Source organism: Saccharibacillus sacchari DSM 19268 (assembly GCF_000585395.1).
Lineage (GTDB): Bacteria > Bacillota > Bacilli > Paenibacillales > Paenibacillaceae > Saccharibacillus > Saccharibacillus sacchari.
The window spans coordinates 3,481,906-3,502,689 of the sequence record NZ_KK073875.1 but is presented as its reverse complement, the minus strand read 5'-3'; the positions used below and the strand labels follow the sequence as shown (position 1 = coordinate 3,502,689).

The 20,784-nt window shown below is 39.6% G+C and carries 22 protein-coding genes; all 22 read right to left on the bottom strand.

The genetic code is table 11. The annotated features are described in order from the left end of the window. Positions 1-176: 176 nt before the first annotated feature. The 22 genes from SACSAC_RS14865 to SACSAC_RS14760 all read right to left on the bottom strand — a co-directional run bounded on the left by SACSAC_RS14865 (position 177) and on the right by SACSAC_RS14760 (position 20,595). Positions 177-1,034, bottom strand: a complete 858-nt coding sequence (locus SACSAC_RS14865) for an HNH endonuclease (protein ID WP_037287752.1) — start codon at positions 1,032-1,034, stop codon at positions 177-179. A 231-nt stretch (positions 1,035-1,265) separates the two neighbouring features. Continuing rightward, on the bottom strand, positions 1,266-1,733 hold the full coding sequence (locus SACSAC_RS14860; RefSeq protein WP_037287750.1) for a hypothetical protein: 468 nt from the start codon (positions 1,731-1,733) through the stop codon (positions 1,266-1,268). Between the two features lie 166 nt (positions 1,734-1,899). Further along, positions 1,900-3,141, bottom strand: a complete 1,242-nt coding sequence (locus SACSAC_RS14855; protein ID WP_037287748.1) for a HEPN/Toprim-associated domain-containing protein — start codon at positions 3,139-3,141, stop codon at positions 1,900-1,902. A gap of 589 nt (positions 3,142-3,730) precedes the next feature. Further along, the gene (locus tag SACSAC_RS14845) at positions 3,731-4,201 is read right to left on the bottom strand and encodes a hypothetical protein (protein ID WP_156951012.1); all 471 of its coding nucleotides are present in this window, start codon (positions 4,199-4,201) and stop codon (positions 3,731-3,733) included. 132 nt (positions 4,202-4,333) lie between these two features. Further along, positions 4,334-5,065 (bottom strand): hypothetical protein, encoded by a 732-nt coding sequence (locus SACSAC_RS14840; RefSeq protein ID WP_037287742.1) that lies wholly within the window; start codon positions 5,063-5,065, stop codon positions 4,334-4,336. Positions 5,066-5,195: 130 nt separating this feature from the next. After that, positions 5,196-5,552, bottom strand: coding sequence for a hypothetical protein (locus SACSAC_RS14835; protein WP_037287732.1), 357 nt, complete (start codon positions 5,550-5,552; stop codon positions 5,196-5,198). A gap of 249 nt (positions 5,553-5,801) precedes the next feature. After that, positions 5,802-6,659, bottom strand: coding sequence for a DUF6602 domain-containing protein (locus SACSAC_RS14830; RefSeq protein WP_037287740.1), 858 nt, complete (start codon positions 6,657-6,659; stop codon positions 5,802-5,804). A gap of 610 nt (positions 6,660-7,269) precedes the next feature. Next, a complete protein-coding gene (locus tag SACSAC_RS14825; RefSeq protein WP_037287738.1) occupies positions 7,270-8,043 on the bottom strand; it encodes an NYN domain-containing protein in 774 nt (257 codons plus the stop codon). 206 nt (positions 8,044-8,249) lie between these two features. Then, positions 8,250-8,627, bottom strand: a complete 378-nt coding sequence (locus tag SACSAC_RS14820) for a retropepsin-like aspartic protease (protein ID WP_037287736.1) — start codon at positions 8,625-8,627, stop codon at positions 8,250-8,252. Further along, positions 8,628-8,870, bottom strand: a complete 243-nt coding sequence (locus SACSAC_RS14815; protein ID WP_037287734.1) for a hypothetical protein — start codon at positions 8,868-8,870, stop codon at positions 8,628-8,630. Between the two features lie 160 nt (positions 8,871-9,030). Continuing rightward, positions 9,031-9,387, bottom strand: a complete 357-nt coding sequence (locus SACSAC_RS14810; protein WP_037287732.1) for a hypothetical protein — start codon at positions 9,385-9,387, stop codon at positions 9,031-9,033. Positions 9,388-9,697: 310 nt separating this feature from the next. Beyond that, positions 9,698-10,054, bottom strand: a complete 357-nt coding sequence (locus SACSAC_RS14805) for a hypothetical protein (RefSeq protein WP_037287730.1) — start codon at positions 10,052-10,054, stop codon at positions 9,698-9,700. A 187-nt stretch (positions 10,055-10,241) separates the two neighbouring features. Next, positions 10,242-10,625, bottom strand: a complete 384-nt coding sequence (locus SACSAC_RS14800) for a hypothetical protein (RefSeq protein WP_037287728.1) — start codon at positions 10,623-10,625, stop codon at positions 10,242-10,244. Between the two features lie 167 nt (positions 10,626-10,792). After that, positions 10,793-11,587, bottom strand: coding sequence for a DUF2971 domain-containing protein (locus tag SACSAC_RS14795; RefSeq protein ID WP_051507138.1), 795 nt, complete (start codon positions 11,585-11,587; stop codon positions 10,793-10,795). Between the two features lie 151 nt (positions 11,588-11,738). Then, positions 11,739-12,539 carry a DUF5984 family protein gene (locus tag SACSAC_RS14790; RefSeq protein WP_281175801.1) on the bottom strand — a complete coding sequence of 267 codons (801 nt, stop codon included), beginning with the start codon at positions 12,537-12,539 and terminating at the stop codon, positions 11,739-11,741. Positions 12,540-12,676: 137 nt separating this feature from the next. Then, positions 12,677-13,309, bottom strand: coding sequence for an ATP-binding protein (locus tag SACSAC_RS14785; protein WP_037287724.1), 633 nt, complete (start codon positions 13,307-13,309; stop codon positions 12,677-12,679). A 161-nt stretch (positions 13,310-13,470) separates the two neighbouring features. Then, positions 13,471-13,881 carry a hypothetical protein gene (locus SACSAC_RS28015; protein WP_156951010.1) on the bottom strand — a complete coding sequence of 137 codons (411 nt, stop codon included), beginning with the start codon at positions 13,879-13,881 and terminating at the stop codon, positions 13,471-13,473. 547 nt (positions 13,882-14,428) lie between these two features. Next, complete coding sequence (locus tag SACSAC_RS14780; RefSeq protein WP_037287722.1) at positions 14,429-14,758, bottom strand: hypothetical protein; 330 nt, start codon at positions 14,756-14,758, stop codon at positions 14,429-14,431. A 188-nt stretch (positions 14,759-14,946) separates the two neighbouring features. After that, complete coding sequence (locus tag SACSAC_RS14775; RefSeq protein WP_051507137.1) at positions 14,947-16,035, bottom strand: serine/threonine protein kinase; 1,089 nt, start codon at positions 16,033-16,035, stop codon at positions 14,947-14,949. Positions 16,036-16,797: 762 nt separating this feature from the next. Continuing rightward, positions 16,798-17,994, bottom strand: a complete 1,197-nt coding sequence (locus SACSAC_RS14770) for a TolB-like translocation protein (RefSeq protein ID WP_169833778.1) — start codon at positions 17,992-17,994, stop codon at positions 16,798-16,800. Positions 17,995-18,172: 178 nt separating this feature from the next. Next, the gene (locus tag SACSAC_RS14765; protein WP_037287720.1) at positions 18,173-19,879 is read right to left on the bottom strand and encodes a HAMP domain-containing sensor histidine kinase; all 1,707 of its coding nucleotides are present in this window, start codon (positions 19,877-19,879) and stop codon (positions 18,173-18,175) included. Then, positions 19,876-20,595, bottom strand: coding sequence for a response regulator transcription factor (locus SACSAC_RS14760; protein ID WP_037287719.1), 720 nt, complete (start codon positions 20,593-20,595; stop codon positions 19,876-19,878). The genes SACSAC_RS14765 and SACSAC_RS14760 overlap by 4 nt, the downstream gene beginning before the upstream one ends. Between the last annotated feature and the right edge of the window lie 189 nt (positions 20,596-20,784).

Genomic DNA, 20,784 nt, shown 5'->3' with positions numbered 1-20,784 from the left:
TTTCGCCTAACGTTCCTGTATTCACGACCCGACGCATATCGGGTGTCTGGCGAATGCCAGACCAAGGGCGTATGCCCGCAGCGTGAATATTATGTTATAGGATGTCAACATCTTCTCCGAGATACTTCAAGTTTTCATTTCATTCTCAAACTTCTCTTTTATTAAAATTTGTATATTCATTTCTCATACCAACTTTGGTATCTAGTTTCAGTAGCATGTTTATAACCGCTCTTTTCAGAATTGCATTCTTTACACAGCAACTGAATATTAGTCACATCATTAAATCCGTATAAATTCAATGGAATTATATGATCATAGTTTTCTTTATTTTCTAAAGATAAATATCCACTTAAGTCTTTCCCACACTTTGTACAAGCACCTCTATCTCTAAAATATACTGCTTTTTTCACCCATGATGGAATGCTAACACGCTTTAACTTACAATCCTTTCTTAAGTGATGCTTCAAAGAACTTTCTTTTGAATATTCTATTGCAAAGTCATCTCCTTCACACATGCTTAAATATGAAGAAAAAATCTCATTAAACTCTTGTAAAAATTTTCGATTCAAAAATAAAATATAAAAGACATCCTCTGAGAGCAGTTCAATGACCTCATAATAACCTTCTAAAAGAACTAACTCTTGATAATATTCTTCAAAATGTCTTTCCTCTAAAACATCTTCTTCCGATTCTTCCCACCATTCCATAAAAGACAAATGATCTACTCCGTATTCAACAAATATCTCTTCTAAAGGCGTAATATATCTAAGGTTACTAAAATCAAAATGTGATCTATCGATACAGTTTGAAATTTTTAATTTTGAATACTGCTCCCAAAATAATGAATCAATAATAAATTCAATGAACACGTGAAGATTACTTCTTTTTTTGAACGGTTCTATATAATTCAAGATTCCAGAATCCCCGAAAATGCTTTCTAGATTCACTAAGTAATTAGATGGATTTTCAATAACACCTTGTATTACATTGGCATAATAATAAGTACTTATATATTTCATATCGATGTAGCTCATCAATATCCCCCAACAAGCTGAATTATATTTTAAATAGTTTTTCGCACTTCAGTTGATTTCCTATAACGTTCCTGTATTCACGACTCGACGTATGTTGAGTATCCGGTGACTGCCGGATCAAGGGCGTATGCCCGCAGCGTGAATATTATGTTATACGCTGCCCTTGCAGTTGAAATTACATTTTTCTTTTACAATTAAGTTTGAATATACTTTGGAATCTAAACAATTAATTTAATCCAATGGTTTCGATTTAATCTGAAGGCTATTATCTCTTCCCCCACCCATAGAGATTCTGTAGTATTTTTCATTTTTTCTTCTGGAAATTGTAAAATGCTTTTTGTTGGCTTCCGTTAAACACAACTTCACTTCATCGTCTTGCAATATCACTACTTCACTTTCATTCAATTTAGGTTTACCACATATTAATAACATCTTGAAATTCTCATTACTAAACTCTTTAATTTCGTTAATATCTTCTTGCGAGAATGTGAACTGCCAACTTGAATATTTTTCATCTCCAGAATTTGTTTTTGATCTGTATTTCATATACACTTTGTAATTTGCCGTATTGGTTAAGATGTCGTAAATTCTTCTGTCTTCTCCGCCTTCAACTAAAGCCAGCTTCATATTATGGTTGTTATTAAATAAAATTGATAACGCAGCACCGAAATAAAAGTCTGCTTGAGCTACTCTCGCCATTATAATTACCTCTTTCTATTTGTTTTTAGGATTTTAGGGTTGCGTATAACGTTCCTGTATTCACGACCCGATGCATGTCGGGTGTCTGGCGAATGCCAGACCAAGGACGAATGTCCGCAGCGTGAATATTATGTTATACGATGGAACATTGAGTTACTCTCACAATTTATTCGTAAGCTTTAAAAATCATCTGTAGAATTTTATCTACCCCATACCAATCATGATTAGTATCTAATATTTCACTTTTCTCAATATCATTTAAAAAAGTATAATATTTTTGAAGTATCAATTCTTTATTCAAAATTTCACCTTGATATTTATTCAAAGATTGACTATAGCCTTTCCACTGAACAGGAAATAACTCTCCATTTTCATCCCTTAATATATCGAATCCTAAGTATAATTCGATGCTACAGGCCAATCCATTGATGTTTGCAGTTACTATTCCATGAGGGCCAAGCGTTGGATAATTTTTCACAGAATCTAAATTGGGGTACGTTAAAACTCTTATGTTATTAGGAACTTCTACTTTATTTAATCCTCTCATTGCTTCATTGGCAGCTGTATCATTGTCAAACACTGCTATGATCCTATTTTTTAACTTTGATCCTATAAAGGCTTTGATATAAGTGACTAATGCAGACGCGCTCCCGGAAGCATTTGATGTATTAAAATCCATAAAAGAATAGTAATCTACTACAGCTGGGTATAAAACTTGCATACTACGCTTAAGAATGGATATATCAGAAGATCCCTCTGTTAAAATAATAATTTTATCGTTGCTTATTTGAGACTCTGCAATTGCATTTAAAGTTTCTTCGCATAGATTATCGTCTTCATAGCACCACCCACCATCAACCAGTGAAGAAAAATCAATTTTACAATCTTCATTTTCATCGAAAACTTCTAATAGTGCTCGAAAAACATATCTAATATCAGTACTTGCAAAACCAAATATTGATTCACCCTCATAATCCTCTCGCATAATAAAACATTGTATCGGGAAATCTTCAACTGATATGTCATCCATGTAATCCAAATAGTGTTTATAAGGAGCATTTACAATAGCTTTTAGAGATTCTAGCCATTTTTCAAAGCTATATTCTTTTATTTCAACTTCTACAGCTTTTAGATTTTTTCCAAACCAAAAATGTTGTGAACTCTCATTATGTAAATCGAATTCAATATTAGCTTTTTTTAAAGTAAAACCCATTACGTCTAGACGAAGCTTTATATTTTTCACTGTTGATACATACTCACATATTCTTCGCTCTTCGTTATCTTCATCTAATATTGTTTTTAATTTCTTGTCTGATTCTCTGTATAAAGTCAGCCATATTGGATTTATATGATTTTTACTTACACAAAAATCAAATTCTCTTACTCCGATCGATGCATATTCTCCCATTTGTAATCTCCTATAATCTATATTATTCTTCGTTCTGTCGTATAACGTTCCTGTATTCACGACTCGACGTATGTCGAGTATCCGGCGAATGCCGGATCAAGGACGAATGTCCGCAGCGTGAATATTATGTTATATGCTGCCTGTACTCTTCCAATTTCTCTTAATCTTATTCGATCTTTTCCTTCTTCAATTCTATGCTTTCTTTCTGTCTTTCTTCAATGATTTTTTAGCTTTCCCTCCATCTTTTTCAAATTCCTTTTGGTTTAAAATGCTTTCAAAACTTCTTTTCTTTATTCCCCTGATCGGAAGCGACACCCTGCTTCCGCTTTCAAAACTGGAACTCAGACTTTAATCGTTCTGTGACCTGTAAGTCCCTTTGATTTTTCAAATGCTTTTGCCTTAAACCAAAAACGCCGATCGGGAACTCGGCGCCTTGTCAGCTCATCTTTCTCCAATCTTTATCTGCCTTGCAGGTTGCATATAACGTTCCTGTATTCATGACTCGACGTATGTCGAGTGTCTGGCGAATGCCAGATCAAGGACGAATGTCCGCAGCATGAATATGATGTTAGACGAAGTACCTGACTTCTTAGTAGATGCCCACATCCCATAAAATCAATTCTTTAATTTCTATTTCCACGTTATCTTTTATATTTATTTCTGAAATATCAATTTCATCTTTATCAATACAAAATTCTATATCACGTATTGATAAAAACATGATTTCTTTATCTTTACTTATAAAACTCACTTCCCCTATTACTTCGTAAGTATCGATTTGAGACTTGTATGTAATCAAATGATCCTTATAAATTTTCCTTACACTAAGCACTTTTTCCTGAGAGGTTTCCACCGAATATTTCTTCATAACTTCAATTTCTCTACCCGAGGATGGAACAAAATAGCAAAAGCCTTCAATCAGAGCATGTCTATATTTGATCCAGTATGCTTTAGATCCAATTGACTGTAAGATTTTCTGTTTAGAAAAATCCACTTCAAGAATCTGAATATTTATATTTCTTCCTCCTTCAGGTATTTCGTCTAACGTTCCTGTATTCACGACCCGGCGCATGCCGGGTGTCCGACGACTGTCGGACCCAGGACGTATGTCCGCAGCGTGAATATTATGTTATAGGATGTTGACATCTTCGTTGAATCCTCTTCAAATTTCTTATATGATTTAAACCTAATTTTATAATAAGAATAAAGAAGCTATAACACCAATCGCAGCACTAATCACTGCTCCTAATATCATCCAAAAAAATTGATTCAATTCATACTTCTCTAGAACTATATTTTCAATCAATATACTATCTATGTCCCAATAAACAATTTCATCTACTTCAACAGTCAATAATAACTTATCTTCTTTTCGTACCTCTTTTAAATATGGGACCAAGTCATAAGAGTTGATTTTGTTAAAGCCAAAGTCTTTGTAACTTTCTAATCCTTCTGGAAAATCACTATCCAATAATTGCGAATTCATTTTTGAAAGAAGAACTATAGTATCTACTTCACTTTTATTAATATTAATTTTTGCATACCTAGGTAACTTTCTCTTTTTTTCTTTCACTTCATGTAGTGCTTCTAAGGCAAGCTTTTTTGAAGTATGTAACCCTGCGTTAGATCTTGATGTTTTTATATTTAATTCTGCTCTTACTACACGTCCGTTTTTCATAGGATTTAAATCAAATTCCCAATTCGCTTTACATCCTTTTCCGTTTTTTTCTTTACTACGACTAAGTCCTAATATTATTTTGTCAGAAGGAATAAACCATTCTTTTCTATAATCATTGTCTTGGTCTTTCAACATTTCTAATATTACGTAATCTCCTTCAATATTGAAAATATCCTTACCACGTTTAATAATTGGTGCTAATGATTCATAACGCCTCATAAAAAATATTTTTTTCAGAAACCCCATAATATCCTCCTTTAAAATATCTTATTGTATCGTCAATTTCCTATAACGTTCCTGTATTCACGACTCGACGCATGTCGAGTGTCCGGCGAAGGCCGGACCAAAGGCGTATGCCTGCAGCGTGAATATTATGTTATGTGTTGCTCCCCTCTTCTTCGATTTCATAACCTAATTTCTTTAATTCATTTTTGATCGTCAGATATCTCTCCGACCCTAAAAGAAGTTCGTTGTAAAAATACATGTAGTTTCCTGGATATTCTTCTTGTTCTCTTTGATGCTCTTTCAAAAGTAGTTCGACATGTTCTTTGTAGAATTTTATGATTTCCTCTGTCCTTCGATCTGACTTCATGGTATTTAAATACGCTTTCAATTCAATTAGTTTTTCTTTCGTATACTCCCACACTTCGCGAATAGTTGGTTCGCGAAGTGAAGGATAAGCTTCTGATCGGGCTTCCCAATGGTTGATAAAAATCTCTTTCCGGTCTGTCATGATCTCAAATATAGGCTTTACAATTCGTAGTTCTCGCTTTAATCGATAGATCTTAAAGATGAAAAAAGATTTAGAAAGAATGAGGATTCACCTCGGTTTGAAAAAGTTTTTAATCGTCCTTGGGAGTTACACATAACGTTCCCGTATTCACGACCCGACGCATGTCGGGTGTCTGGCGAATGCCGGACCTAGGACGAATGTCCGCAGCGTGAATATTATGTTATACGAAGGAATCTCTTCTTGGAACAATCACAGATTTATTAGTTCTTTAATATTTATATTAGCGTCTTCTTTCAAATGATAATGATGATAATCGAGGGGCACTGTTCTACCTCTATCAATGAAGCTTGTTAAATATTTAATGAACAAGTTAAAATTCAATTCAGCATTTTCAGTAGAAAAAATATAATCGGCTTCTAAAGCACTAAATGCGTGCTCAACTGCCGTAGCATTTTTTATTTTCGCATATTGTATGTAAAGATCTTCAATTGATAAAATACAATTAAAGTACTGGCTATAATCATCAAATATTTCACTTGCTTTATTCTTAATACTGCTTAAAGGTGTACTTAAATTTTTGCAAAGGATGAACGTAAATATTTGATCAAATTGCTTTTTATCTTGAGAATAACGTTCTTCTTCAGTTCCTGTTAAAGACATACTAGAAAAATATTTTCTAAATGAATTGCTCTCTTCATCCTCTCTGCTTATTCTTCTCTTTAATTCACGAATTCTTTTTATCTTTTTAAATGAATCTTCTATATCACTAATTGAAGCACTTGATTTTATTTCGCCAACAGCAATGACACTCTCACAGCTGTAATAGGTATAAGCCTTGTCTTCGTTAATAATAAATTTTAAAGAATAATTTTGTTCATATAAAATTATGTCGCACTGAGCTGATGTATTTCCATAACTATCAATTACAAAACCACTACCTATACCTATTCCTGGTGGCAAAATAGCCTCAAGTTTGACTTTAGCAGCGCTCTCTCTTCCTGAACCGACAGAATGAGGATGAGTAGTCATTCCTGACTTACTAAATGCGTATATTAATTCCTCTCCCAAAGAAGAGACAAACTTTTGAGTATCGAATGACGACTCCATATCATAACCTCACTTTTATTTTTATTAAATCTTTTGATTCTTTCGTATAACGTTCCCGTATTCACGACTCAGCGTATGCTGAGTGTCCGACGAATGTCGGACCAAGAGCGAATGCTCGCAGCGTGAATATTATGTTATACGGAGTTACGTTCTTCTTTGAATTGGCTTCACAAAATCACTCTTATATCTAATGTCTTACTCCACTTTATTCAATGTTTTCTGTTCTTAAAATGTCATTCCCACTGTTTTCGTTTTGGATTTCACTTGGTTTTAAATGTTTTCCCTCCGAGGCGTTTACCTCTTTGATGCCTCTTCTTCCAATCGTTCTTCAATCTAAATTCGTTTTTTCCCTCACCTATTTCTTATCTGTTTTCGATTTCACTTTTACTTTTCCAATTCGTCTTCTTCGAGCCGATCAAAGGGCTCGTCGTTCAAGGAAAGATCATCATTCAAATGCTCTTAATCAGCTCTTCGTAATTACGTATAACGTTCCTGTATTCACGACTCGACGCATGTCGAGTGTCCGGCGTATGCCGGACCAAGGACGTATGTCCGCAGCGTGAATGTTATGTTATCCGATGCATCTGTCCTCTTGAGTAGCTTACAAAAATTATTTTTCTTTAGGTTTATAAGCGATTATGTTAACTACACCTTTTCCTTTGTACCTATCCGTTTCAAAAACTTCATTAAGTTGCTCAAGTAGTTCAGGCAACTTGGTTACTCCAAATGTTCTGACATCAAAATCCGGTTTTATTCTTTTTATGAAAGAACCAGCCGCGCTAACATTGCACCAACCTTCTTCCTCGTATTTTTCATGAGCTTTTAATAACAGTCCAATTACTTCATTTAATGATTCTTTTACTGGCTCCTTTATATCCTCTGTTAAAGTTTCTTTCACTTTTTTCTCGGCGTCTTTTTCAACGATCGGTTCGATTTTTATTTCACCTAGATTTTCCGTTAAAATGAATTCATCACATGCGCTTCTAAAAGATATTGGAGTCTTATTCTCACCTACACCAATCACAAATACTTCTGATTCTTTTAATCTTGTTGCGAGTTTAGTGAAGTCACTGTCGCTTGAAACAATAACAAAAGCGTCGTATTTGTTAGTATAAAGCAGATCCATAGCGTCGATTATCATTGCAGAATCAGTGGCATTTTTCCCTGTCGTATATGCGAACTGCTGCATTGGTTGAATTGCCAATTCATTCAAGTCATTTTTCCAATTCTTCAATGTTTCATTAGACCAATCTCCGTAAGCTCTTTTAGTGATAATATGTCCTTTCGTAGACACTTCTTCAAAAATATATTTGATTTTTTTCTTTTGAGCATTATCGGCATCAATAAGAACAGCAATTTTCTTCAAATTATCAATATCTCTCATTTGAATCACTCCGTTTTTATTATTTGTATTTCTTAAATTATTTTCTCCAGATGTTTCGGATAACGTTCCTGTATTCACGACCCGACGTATGTCGAGTGTCCGGCGAATGCCGGGCCAAGGGCGTATGCCCGCAGCGTGAATATATTGTTAAGTGATGTTCCAGTCTCCATCGAATTACTCATTCAATTTCTTAATTTCTTTATCTCTTATGAACGAAGTAATTTAAATGCCTTTAGATCAATATTAAATTCCCCTTCAGTCAGTACATCAAGCCCCAAAAGTCCGTTAATGTTGTGATATTTGAATGAAGTAAAGTCGATGTATACATCTTCTAAAATAAAATCACCTACTTGTATGCCCTCAATTTTCTTACTAAAGGCATGCTCTTTACCTCCAATCCCATAGCTAGTTATGATTTCATCGTCCATGTCCACTTGTATCCCGATCTCGTCCACTTCATCTTGTGAAATTAAGCTATGACTGGCTCCTATATCGATCACGATGTTCGATATGACTTTCTTTTGCTTATTAAAATGGACTGTTATTTCCGTAAATAACAGTCCGTCTCGATATTCAATATTCATTTAAAGACTTCTCCTTAACCCTATATTTTTCCGCACCTTCACTACGACTTGATTTCTGGAAGTATGATAAACCAGCGTTTTATCTCGGCTATTCAATAATTCGCGAGTTGCTTCTTCATCACTGATCGGGCCAATTACGGCTACATCATCAATGATCTCTTGATGATCGGTTTCTTCTGAATGAAGAACCTCGAATTTCACAAATTGATTCGGAAAGATCTGTTGAACTTCTTGCCACTTCATCTTTTTCCCTCCTCTTTTTTGATGGTTATATTATATCATTTCATAAGCCTATAACTCTCACTGGAATTTCACTTAACGTTCCTGTATTCACGACTCGACGCATGTCGAGTGTCCGGCGAAGGCCGGACCAAAGGCGTATGCCTGCAGCGTGAATATTATGTTATGTGTTGCTCCCCTCTTCTTCGATTTCATAACCTAATTTCTTTAATTCATTTTTGATCGTCAGATATCTCTCCGACCCTAAAAGAAGTTCGTTGTAAAAATACATGTAGTTTCCTGGATATTCTTCTTGTTCTCTTTGATGCTCTTTCAAAAGTAGTTCGACATGTTCTTTGTAGAATTTTATGATTTCCTCTGTCCTTCGATCTGACTTCATGGTATTTAAATACGCTTTCAATTCAATTAGTTTTTCTTTCGTATACTCCCACACTTCGCGAATAGTTGGTTCGCGAAGTGAAGGATAAGCTTCTGATCGGGCTTCCCAATGGTTGATAAAAATCTCTTTCCGGTCTGTCATGATCTCAAATATAGGCTTTACAATTCGTAGTTCTCGCTTTAATCGATAGATCTTAAAGATGAAAAAAGATTTAGAAAGAATGAGGATTCACCTCGGTTTGAAAAAGTTTTTAATCGTCCTTGGGAGTTACACATAACGTTCCTGTATTTACGACTCGACGAATGTCGAGTGTCTGGCGAATGCCAGACCAAGGGCGCATGCCCGCAGCGTGAATATTATGTTAAGTGAAGTGAATGACTTTAGAGAACGGCTTCTAAATTAAAAAGAATGCACTTATAGAAAATGTTCAGTGCATTCTTAAGTAATTACATTATTTAATCCACCCAGTTTTATTATCTCTCCCATAAATATCTCTAATGATTTCTGTGCTCCAACTAATTAGTATACATAATCCGTTACTTACAATCCCCCATTTTCGTCTTTCGTTGCCTGCGTAACCGCCATATATAGCTTCTAATTCGTTGTGCAAATAATCTCTATGTCTTTGTTCAAATAAACTAAAATCAAGTCCATTCTCTGTACCAAATGGGAACTCAGATTCTAACCAATCTATAACATCCTTGTTCTCAATGTGTTTATGAACTTCTGCAATTGAGAAACTAACACCTTTATCCAATAGAAATGATAGCTCTTGAATGAATTGTGTTGTAACTGTTATTTTTCTCATTTAAATCCTCCCTTTTCACGATCTTATCACCAGAAGATTATAATATTCAATTTGTTTTTCATTCATTTCACTTAACGTTCCTGTATTCACGACTCGACATATGTCGAGTGTCTGGCGAATGCCAGACCCAGGACGAATGTCCGCAGCTTGAATATGATGTTATGTGATGTACCCGGCTTTAAAACAATCACTTCAACTGTCTTACCTGAATTTCCTCAATCTTGTTTCCTCCACTTTCGATCCCTGCACCTAAATCGAATAAGAAGTATTTAATCTCATCATATCTTTGACTCTTTCTAATCGTTCTAAAATCAAAAACAAGCTTTTTATTGATGTATTGAAAATCCAGCAGTTCAAAAGCTTTTATTCGACGATCTTCTCCCCATGTCCATGACTGCCCAAGTGATTTCAAAATAGACAATTCTGATTTTTCAAGGTCTTCTGCAAGTAATAGTCCTATTCTAAAAATGGTGCCTTTCTGATTTGAAAATTCTGAACCGCTGTATAGGTTCAAAACTCCAGTCCATTCAAAATCTTGATCGGTATAGTAATCAAAATCGTCATCAGTCATCCATTTTACATCCTTTAATTACGTTTTTGACTTTGGGTATTTCACATAACGTTCCCGTATTCACGACTCGACGCATGTCGAGTGGCCGGCGAATGCCGGACCAAGAGCGAATGCTCGCAGCGTGAATATTATGTTATGTGATGAATGACTTCTTCGAAGCATTAACTTTAAAGGTTTAATATATCTAAATGATAGAACTTTGAATTATTTAGACTCATTTTATATATTGGACAGTCAAATTTATCTTTAATCTTTTTTGCAACTTTTTCAAACTCTCTACAATTTAGTCCAAAATATATAGCCGTAGGTTGAATGGGGGAACTTACTAGTCCACTTTTCATATTCTCTGTGTGTAATATGATTCTCCATTCCTTCTCATATTTCCAGCTTTCGTGTTTAAGTTGCATCACAAAATATAACAAGCGAATTTTAGGGTCATTAGAGTTTTCAAAACTTCTTTTTAATAAGTCTGTGATATTATATCTATTTTTTTCATAACCAACAGGAAATAAACTTTTGGAGAAATCAACTCCAGCATTCAAGGAAGTAAAGTTGTATTCAACACAAATTCCTTGATGATTATTCGCATAATGTGCCCACATTGGCATATTATAAAGTTCTTCCGAAAAACAGCTAATTTTAGTGTGATCCCGTAAAGAATCAAGAGCTTCATTTATAATTTCATTTGTAGAACGTTGTTTTAGATTCTCAGAAGAAATAGTTTTTCTTAAAATCTCTTCTATTTCTTCCTCTTCCCAATAAGTTCCCATACAATCATATGGATCGTTCAATTCTTTTGGAACTGAAAACCAAATTTCATTTTGTAAAAGGCTATTTATTCTCACATCTTCAATTGGCTGAAATTTGAAAAGCCTGCTTGGGATATTTTCTTTTTTTATTTTGTATGCTTCTTCTCTATTGCCTTGAAAGTAAGAACTCATGAAATCGTTTAGCCATTCCATTCTGCTACCTCCTCTTTCCTTCGTCATTTTTCACATAACGTTCCCGTATTCACGACTCGACGCATGTTGAGTGTCTGGCGTATGCCAGACCAAGGACGAATGTCCGCAGCGTGAATATTATGTTATAAGATGTTGCAGTCTTCTCGAATAATCATTCAACTCTATTTCTTGAAATTTCATTCATTTGTTTTAGAACGTTATTCCAGTCTGGGACATCCGCATAGAATAGTCGTTTATTTTCGAGTTCTATGATCAGTTCTTCATATTGAATTTGACTAGCAATAATCTGTTCACAATCTATATTTAAATTTTCGGGTTTATTTTTGAATAAATCTGAAATTTGCTCTCGCATATCTAAACCAAATGCTTTGAAACTTTCTATTAGGTCACTCATGAATTCATGGTAATCGCAAGAGAACACTCCTTTAGGCTGTTCCCAAAATGGAGTGCCTTGTTCATCTTTATACTCTGTAATCCAATAAATATATAACTGATTTTTATTTCTAATCATAAAACAGTCGGGCGCACCTATTAAATATCCAAAATCCAACTTCCTGCCGTACAACCATTCTCGAGCCACTTCATAAACTTCATCAAATTGTTTATCACTCTCATCCCACGATAATTCAATCCATTCTTGTAAGGATTGTAAGTAGTCTTCTAACTTTTCTAGCGAGCTCATTTCCTGAAAAATTTTATCCGGCACTGGATTTTCCACATGCCTTATCACTTCAAAAAGATCTTCAAATATTCTCTTAAACTGATAGTCAATAAACCTCAAGTCGTTCGTTTGATTCCATTTATTTATGATTGCTTTACTATATTTCGGAAACTCGATTCCTTTAAAATCAAACCAGTAATAGGAGTCAGTTAAACCAAACCAATGCAAAACGCGATGATTATCATCTCCCCAAGGTATAATATCTCTCCAGTTTTTTAGCTTATAATGAATCAGTTCAAATCACCCCTAGGTTTTAAACTTAGTTTACCTGCAATTTCTTATAACGTTCCTGTATTCACGACTCGACGCATGTCGAGTGTCCGGCGAATGCCGGGCCAAGGGCGTATGCCCGCAGCTTGAATATTATGTTAGGCGAAGTCATGGTCCTCCATGATTAATCTTGCATACTCATCCCAATTCTTATGATCTGTATTCATTTCCGTAGTGGGTACTACTGACTTTGCTGCTTGTATTCTAAGAATGTTTTGAGTTTCAATTAAATCTTTACACGCCTGTTCAATGGACTCCTTCGATTTATTGAGCCAGTCCTCTGAATTTCTACTCTTTATTCGTTCTTCTGCTTTATCATTTGAAATCGTAAGCAACATGCATTTAGCTCCAAGTTCATATAATTGCTTTTCTAGTTCTGTAATTTCAATAGGATTCGATTCAGAGAATGCAACTCGATGATTTAAATGAAATCTTTCTAACACAAAAAAGAGGCCTCTAGATTTTCTTCTACCTGGACCTAAAAAATTCGCCCAATCATTTAATTGTTTGATCATATCCACTCGGTTTCTCAACAAATCGATATGTTGTTCTTGAGATAATTGGACTAACTTTCCATGGACGTTATTCAATATTTGAGAGTAATGTTCTCCAAGTATAACCACACTTGATTCTGAAGTTTCATCTTGGGCTTGATATTGTTTTATGGCTCTAAGCAATGATGTTTTTCCTGAATTCGAGTAACCTTCAAGAATGATTCCTCTAATATTCATTCCTTGATTGTTCCTCCTCACAATGATTTCGCCTAACGTTCCTGTATTCACGACTCGACGTATGTCGAGTGTCCGGCAAATGCCGGACCCAGGGCGTATGCCTGCAGCGTGAATATTATGTTATATGATGGAGATGCCTTCCTTGATTCACATTCAAATGTTTATTCTCGCTTCAATACAAATCTCTTTGGTGGCCCTACTTCTTGTTCCGATTCAAAATAACAAAGTTTTTCACCACAAAGAATGATGGACGGAAGTCCACATCCGACTGCTTTTTGAAGCCCTTCCAATAGAGGTAATGTCTTTCCGTCAATTTCCGGATTAAAGGATAGGCAATAGCCCTCTTCGTTAGCTCCATAACTCTTCATTAATTTAAAAATTTCTTCTGCATCTGAATTTGGTTTGGGTAATTCAATCATGTATTTCTCAATAAGTATGTTTTTAAATTGGTGTGAAAACCGACCTAATGCGGCTCTTCTTTTACGGGTTGAACTTAATTCAAAATGTAATCGTTCTCTCTTTCTAGGTATGCAAAATAATTTAATGAAATTTTGTTCGATGTTTAGATCCATAGATTCACCACTTTTTATTTAGGGTGTACATCTCTTTCATATAACGTTCCCTTATTCACGACTCGACGACTGTCGAGTGTCTGGCGACTGCCAGACCCAGAGCCGCATGGCTCGCCGCGTGAATATTTTGTTATAGGTCGTGAAATCGACGGGCTTCGAAGCTTTCTCCCGCAAACTCACATCTAGTCTGCTTCCGTATGGAAGCGCACCTTCCCTTTCAGTCAATCCGCATTTCTTATTCATGGATCAGTTTCCGTATGGAAACGTTCCTTCTTCGACGCTTCTAAACTTCCAATCCAAGATTCGCGTGAATCCACTTCCCGTTCTCTTCGATCTTCCTCTATCCTTGTTCTTCCGTCGGAGTTCATGTTCGTATAACGTTTCTGTATTCACGACTCGACGCATGTCGGGTGTCTAGCGAATGCTAGACCCAGGACGAATGTCCGCAGCGTGAATATTATGTTATAAGATGTCCCTCTCTTCTTTGATTAACATTCCTATTCAGTTATGATCCGCTCATTTCCCGCATTTTATACTCCCTTTAAATTTAATATTCCTCGCCTTCATCCCCTACTACGATGGCCTGAAGCTTAGTCGCAATATCTTTCATTTTTTCAATTTGATTGTCATTTAAATAACGGGCTGATACTTCACCTTCTCTAAAGGTGAATGTCACTGCAATTTCTTCGTCTTCGATCGTTTTCTTCCAAACAGCCATTCCTTCTCCTGACATTCCTATCGTCATTCCATTTGGAAGTTCAATTTCAATATGATCGGTCGCCTCTAATTCGTTGTCGTTCTCGATATAATTTTCCCATTCTTCCATCGTGATCGAATTTTCTTCATCTTTTCTTTCAATATGTATTTCGTAAGCCATTCTCATCCGCTCTCTTTCAGTTGAATTTAGTGGTTATAGCCGTTTATAAGTTTTTGAGGGATTTCTTATAACGTTCCTGTATTCACGACCCGACGTATGTCGGGTGTCTGGCGAATGCCGGACCCAGGGCGTATGCCCGCAGCGTGAATATTATGTTAGACGCAGTATCATTCTTTCTTGAATTTCGATTAAAATAAATCACTGTTTAATTCTACAATAGCTAATGCTAGATCATTCATTGACTGAAATCTTTCCTCTGGATCCTCAAGGCACTTAAGTATTACTTCAGCAATATCTTCATTCATCCCTTCAATTGATAAAAGTGTTTCTTTCATCCTTCTTCCAACTGGAATGCTTCCAGTAAGAATGTTATACCAGACTGCTCCTAGAGAATATATATCAGTCCTTGGATCTATCAATTTTGGATTACTTATTAATTCAGGTGCAGTGAAATGACCTCCAGCGATATTGTGTCCTGTTTTGGTAAGCCTTGAAGTTAATTCATTCTCAAGATATATACCAAGCCCAAAATCAATCACTCTCACTTTCCCAGGTCTTGCAACCATTATATTGCTTGGTCGAATATCCCTATGAACAATCCCAACTTCGTGTGCATATCTCAATGCATCAGCTAATTCGTTCATCAGATCAATAGATTTGTTAACTGGAAATTTACCGTGGTCCTTAAGCACTTGGTTTAAACTTACTCCTTCAAATAATTCCATTCTAATAAATGGTTTACTACCTAACAAACCGACGTCATATACTTTGATAATATTCTGATGATTTAGTCTAAATAGAATCTGTGCTTCTCGAAAAAATCTTTCTAAATTCCGTTCATCTCCGTTCGAAAAAATTGGTGAGAAAAATTTAAAAGCAAAATCCATTCTTAATAAATTGTGCCGCATTCTCTTTACTTCTCCAAAACCACCTGATCCAATTACTTCAAGTTCTGAGTAATCATTTGTCATCGCAGCACTATCTGTTTCTAATTCATCTAACAAGGGGTTAAATACTTCACCTAAATATTGTCTTCGTCCAGCATACGAAGCTGAAATATCTTTGATATATGCCCAAAATTCGTCTAGTGATCTATATTGCTTGAGAAAATCGGGAAGTTTATCACTTAGCTGTTCAGTGCTTAATAGAATCTTTCTTAATCTTTTATATTCCTCATTATCAATACCGGCTGTGTTTCCAGTTGCATAAGAAACAAGACCTTCTTTAAGTAATTCTATAATTTCAAATAATGTAGGTTCAGCTTCTTCAAAATTCATATAAGTTCTCCCTTGAACCTTTTGATTTTGATATTTCGTCTAACGTTCCTGTATTCACGACTCGACGTATGTCGAGTGTCCGGCGAATGCCGGGCCAAGGGCGTATGCCCGCAGCGTGAATATTATGTTATGCGGAGTTACGTTCTTCTTTGAATTGGTCTCCCAAAATTATTCTTATATCTAATGTCTGACTCCGCTTTATTCAATGTTTTCTGTTCTTGAAATGTCATTTCCCACTGTTTACGTTTTGGATTTCACTGGGTTTTAAATGCTTTCCTCCGAGACGTTTACCTCTTTGATTCCGCTTCTTCTTCCAATCGTTCTTCTCATTCAAATTTGCTTTTTGCTTTTACCTATTTCTTATCTGTTTTTGATTCCCCATTTTACTTTTCCAATTCGTCTTCTTCGAGCCGATCAAAGGGCTCGTCGTTCTAGGAAAGATCATCATTCAAATGCTCTTAATCAGCTCTTCGTAATTTCGTATAACGTCTTATTCACGAACTTCGCTTATACTTCCTATTTGCGATATTCACGAACTTCCGAATACACGCTTTGATCGTGGTATTCACGAACATCCCCCATCTTTCACCTTCACTTACAGTATAACCCTACCTACCAAGCATGAACACCATTTTTTCACCGTTCTCCTCTCGCCTGCATTCCCGCACCGCAAAGCAAAAAGCCCGCGCGATCGCGCAGGCTTTCCACCTCTATCCCATATCGTCCATCCTCTACTTCTCCCAAACTTTCAACGCTCCCGTCTCACCACGACACCGTAATAATTGACGACTGCGCCAGCATCTCACCGTTCTTCCGATCCACTTTATTCACCATGATCTTCGTCCCCGACGGGCTCCATTTCATCGCATCTCCCGCATCCGCCAGGTCCGACGAAATCATAAACGCCTCGCCCGTATTCACGTCTGAAATATAAAACCCGTCCTTGCTCCCGTCGTCCGCTGAGGTCACGGTATACGCCAGCCGTTTCCCGTCCGGCGACCAGCTTGTTCCAAACACCTGCGTTCCGGTCGCCAGCGTTTTCTTCTCATTTCCCGCCAAGTCCGTCAGCATCATCGTCATTTCCGTCTCGCCCGTGCGCTTCACCAGCGCGAGCTGACTGCCGTCCGGTGCCGGGATCGCCCACAGAATACCGCTGCCGAACCGTTCCAATTCTTTCGTCGACGTATGATAAGCGAACAATTCCTGCTCGTTCAACCCGGTATAATACACAATATCGCCCACAGTCTGAATTCCGCTCGCGCGCTGCCCGGCATCGGCCAGATCCAGCAGCTGCTCGCTTTTTCCCGTCAAGTCCGTTTGGAACAACTGCCCTTCAATATTTCCGTAAACGAAATGATTATTATCCAACCAAGCCCCGTCGATCAGAATCTCGCGCCCGTCCGCGATCTGTACCGACTCTCCCGTTTCCAGATCCATGATGTAACCCACCCCGGTCATTTCGAAGATCTCTTGGTAAAAAAGATGCTTTTTGTCCGGCGACAGCTTGGCTCCTCCCCAGTTGGTATTGTCCGCGATGATCGTCTTCTCTTTCCCTCCGGCAAGCGCATGCACATAAAGCCCCTGCGGCAAAATCTCTCCGTCGCTGAACTCGGTCGGCTCGCCCGCATCGTTTTGACGATTCACCACGACTTCATCCTCGCTGAGCCAATCCTGCCCGCGCACGCCGTCGATCTGCTGGATATCTTCAAGCTTCAGATCGGCGTAAACCGAAGCATTCGTATTGTCTTTAACCGTAATGCTCGGCGCAGCCGCTTGAGTCGAATGATCGGTTTGGCTGCTGGATGAATCAGGTACGACGACCGTTTCCCCGGATGGGGACGATGGTGAAGCACACCCCGCGAGCAATGCCAATACAGCAACCGCGGCCGCAATCCCTTTGACGCGAGATACGCCCCGCCCTGGTCTGACGCCAGACTTTCCTCTATATATTGACTTCATATGAATTCCTTCCCCTCGTCGAATCTGTGTGATTGCAATCAGTGTACCGAACAAATGCTTCGAAAATGTTTCCAACACGTAAATAGCGCGTTGCAATAGCATGCTCAACTTCTTACTCTGATAAAAAAAGAAAAAGCCGCGGTTCCCCGCGACTTCTCTATGACTCTTCACTCTCACCCTAAACGTCGTTCATCAACGAAAAAGTCAGCTCGAACACCGTCCCCCGCTCATCCGAAGACAGCAGCTCAATCGTGCCCCCCTGTGCCTCCGTCAACCTTTTCACGAGCGCCAGTCCCAGCCCGCTTCCTCCGGACTGCCGCGCGCGATCCCGGTTAACGGTGAAAAACGGCTCGAAGATCCGCTCCCGCAGCTCTTCCGGAATCGCGGGTCCCGTGTTGCAGATCCGAACGACCAGCCGATTTCCCGCCGCAGTCTCCACTCCCGCATCCGAATCCTCGACAATCCCCACATCCGAACTTCGCTGCCGACGTTTCTCTTCAACCTCCCGCGCCGATCGCTTCTGCAATTCCACGAGAACGGTGCCGTCCGGCACGTTATACTTAATCGCATTATCCAGCAAATTCACGAAAATATGCATAAAACTCTCCCGGTCGAACCAGATCGGAAAACGAGGCGCCGGATCTAATTTGAACGCCGCTGCCGCAGAAATTTCCGTTCCAGGTTCCTCATCCGCTTTTTCCTCATCTTCAAAAAGGGCTGTATCGGTTCCGTTAACGACATCGCTGCTGCCCACAGACTCCGCCCGCGACTCCACTCGCAGCGTCAGATCGAACCGCTCTGCCTTCCCGCGCATCCGTCCGACCACGTCCCGCAGCGCTTCCTCCGCATCCATTTCCCCCGCCTGAATCTCGAAATCGTACTTCTCCAGCTCGGCCAGACGCAGCACCTTCTCGACCATCTCGTACAGCCGCTCCGCTTCTTTGCCGATATTGCTCCGCGCTTCCTCCAGCAAATTCGGGTCGTCCCCGTACATTTCCAGCAGCTCGACGTACGCTTTGATCGAAGTCAGCGGCGTTTTGAACTCGTGGCTGATGCTGCCAATATACTCTTTCTGCTGCTTTTCCAGCGCCTGAAGCTTCTCGACCGCAAGCTTGAGTTTATGCTGCTCCTCACGCATCGCGTCGATATTGCGCTCGATCGCTCCGCTCATCTCGTACAATCCTTCGCCCAACTGCCCCAGCTCATCCCGGCGGCGTTTGAACGGTGCGCTGCGCACAAACTCGCCGCGCCGAATCGCATCCGCCGTTCTTTTCAAACGAATAATCCCCGCCGCAAACCGATTGAAGAACAAATAGCCCAACACAAAACTCAACCCGACCACGCCAAGCCCTATGCTGACAAAAAGCCCCCGAATATCCGCATAAGCCGCCTGATAACTCGCAATCGAATACCGGAACCGAATCACCCCGACTTGCCCTTCCGGACCTTCCAGCGGCGCGAAATATTCAAGCGAACTCCCTTGTTTCCAATACGCCACCTGTCCGGCCATCGCGTAACGGAACGATGAAGCGCCGGACGGATCGCCTTCGAGCGGCGGAATCTCGCCCGGTAGCGAAGTCCCGATCCGCTTCCCTTCGGTATCGTACAGCGTCACCGGCATGCCGATCAGATCCGACAACTCGTCCGACAACCGTACCCCTTCCTGCTGCAAAAACTCCGGCGGATCCAGTCTCGGTTCCTGCGTATAATACTCCTGCCGCACCCGAAGATTGGCCAATTGCGTCTGCCGGGCCATCGTGTCTTCGATCTGCTGCGTCTGACTGCGTTCCGTTCCCTGCAAAATCAGCACGCTCAACACGCCCACGGTCAAACTAAGCAGTAGCGCCAGAAAAAGCGTAAATTTCAGCTTGATGCTGACCCTCATGACGGCGCGGTCGCCTTATACCCGACGCCGTATACCGTTTGCAGCATCCCTTGATGAGCTTCGCCCAGTTTTTTCCGCAGCCGCTGCACATGAATATCCACTGTTCGCGTCCCACCTGCATAATCCATGCTCCACACGCGGTCGAGCAGATCATCCCGGGTAAACACCCGCGAAGGACGCGACACCAGCAAGGTGAGCAGATCGAACTCTTTCGGCGTCAACTCCAACTCTTCCCCGTCCAGCTCGGCCGAACGGTGCGAGATCCGGATACGCAGCGGCCCCAGCTCCACCCGATCGTCCGCGTCGAACTCTTCTGCCGGAATGTCATGCGTTTCGACGGCCGGCGTCTGTTTCTCCACCCGGCGCATGAGCGCTTTCACCCGTGCCAGCACCTCGCGAATTTCGAACGGCTTCGTCATATAATCGTCCGCGCCAAGCTCCAGCCCGACGATTTTATCGACCATATCGTTTTTGACGGTCAGCAAAATAATCCCGATCCCGCTGCGATTCTCCAGGCGACGGCATACCTCATACCCGTCCATGCGTGGCATCATTACATCGAGCACCAACACCGAAGGGCCGAACGACTCTACCTTCTCCAACGCTTCCACGCCGTCCGCCGCCGTTTCGATGTCGTAGCCTTCGCGCTTGAGCGCATACGCGATCGCGCTGCGAATCCCCGGCTCATCATCCACGACCAGTACTTTTTTACTCATCTGACATCCTCCTGTCCGCTTGCTGTTCTTCTCCATTAAACACGATCTCCCGAAAATATCCAAAACCTAATTCGCTACCCGGTCAACGGACTCCTGTGAAAAACGTACCGTTCCTGCCACCTTCCATGCAGCAGCGAAATGTCCTCCCCTAGGGCGTGTCTTCAAACCTGCCAACGTGCATCTTTTACC

Coding starts and splice junctions, on each gene's coding strand:
- SACSAC_RS14820 (WP_037287736.1), bottom strand. CDS start 8,627: ATGAATATTGAATATCGAGACGGACTGTTATTTACGGAAATAACAGTC.
- SACSAC_RS28015 (WP_156951010.1), bottom strand. CDS start 13,881: ATGGATCTAAACATCGAACAAAATTTCATTAAATTATTTTGCATACCT.
- SACSAC_RS14830 (WP_037287740.1), bottom strand. CDS start 6,659: ATGGAGTCGTCATTCGATACTCAAAAGTTTGTCTCTTCTTTGGGAGAG.
- SACSAC_RS14865 (WP_037287752.1), bottom strand. CDS start 1,034: ATGAGCTACATCGATATGAAATATATAAGTACTTATTATTATGCCAAT.
- SACSAC_RS14800 (WP_037287728.1), bottom strand. CDS start 10,625: ATGACTGATGACGATTTTGATTACTATACCGATCAAGATTTTGAATGG.
- SACSAC_RS14780 (WP_037287722.1), bottom strand. CDS start 14,758: ATGGCTTACGAAATACATATTGAAAGAAAAGATGAAGAAAATTCGATC.
- SACSAC_RS14860 (WP_037287750.1), bottom strand. CDS start 1,733: ATGGCGAGAGTAGCTCAAGCAGACTTTTATTTCGGTGCTGCGTTATCA.
- SACSAC_RS14810 (WP_037287732.1), bottom strand. CDS start 9,387: ATGACAGACCGGAAAGAGATTTTTATCAACCATTGGGAAGCCCGATCA.
- SACSAC_RS14835 (WP_037287732.1), bottom strand. CDS start 5,552: ATGACAGACCGGAAAGAGATTTTTATCAACCATTGGGAAGCCCGATCA.
- SACSAC_RS14855 (WP_037287748.1), bottom strand. CDS start 3,141: ATGGGAGAATATGCATCGATCGGAGTAAGAGAATTTGATTTTTGTGTA.
- SACSAC_RS14840 (WP_037287742.1), bottom strand. CDS start 5,065: ATGGGGTTTCTGAAAAAAATATTTTTTATGAGGCGTTATGAATCATTA.
- SACSAC_RS14770 (WP_169833778.1), bottom strand. CDS start 17,994: ATGAAGTCAATATATAGAGGAAAGTCTGGCGTCAGACCAGGGCGGGGC.
- SACSAC_RS14815 (WP_037287734.1), bottom strand. CDS start 8,870: ATGAAGTGGCAAGAAGTTCAACAGATCTTTCCGAATCAATTTGTGAAA.
- SACSAC_RS14795 (WP_051507138.1), bottom strand. CDS start 11,587: ATGGAATGGCTAAACGATTTCATGAGTTCTTACTTTCAAGGCAATAGA.
- SACSAC_RS14760 (WP_037287719.1), bottom strand. CDS start 20,595: ATGAGTAAAAAAGTACTGGTCGTGGATGATGAGCCGGGGATTCGCAGC.
- SACSAC_RS14825 (WP_037287738.1), bottom strand. CDS start 8,043: ATGAGAGATATTGATAATTTGAAGAAAATTGCTGTTCTTATTGATGCC.
- SACSAC_RS14765 (WP_037287720.1), bottom strand. CDS start 19,879: ATGAGGGTCAGCATCAAGCTGAAATTTACGCTTTTTCTGGCGCTACTG.
- SACSAC_RS14805 (WP_037287730.1), bottom strand. CDS start 10,054: ATGAGAAAAATAACAGTTACAACACAATTCATTCAAGAGCTATCATTT.
- SACSAC_RS14785 (WP_037287724.1), bottom strand. CDS start 13,309: ATGAATATTAGAGGAATCATTCTTGAAGGTTACTCGAATTCAGGAAAA.
- SACSAC_RS14775 (WP_051507137.1), bottom strand. CDS start 16,035: ATGAATTTTGAAGAAGCTGAACCTACATTATTTGAAATTATAGAATTA.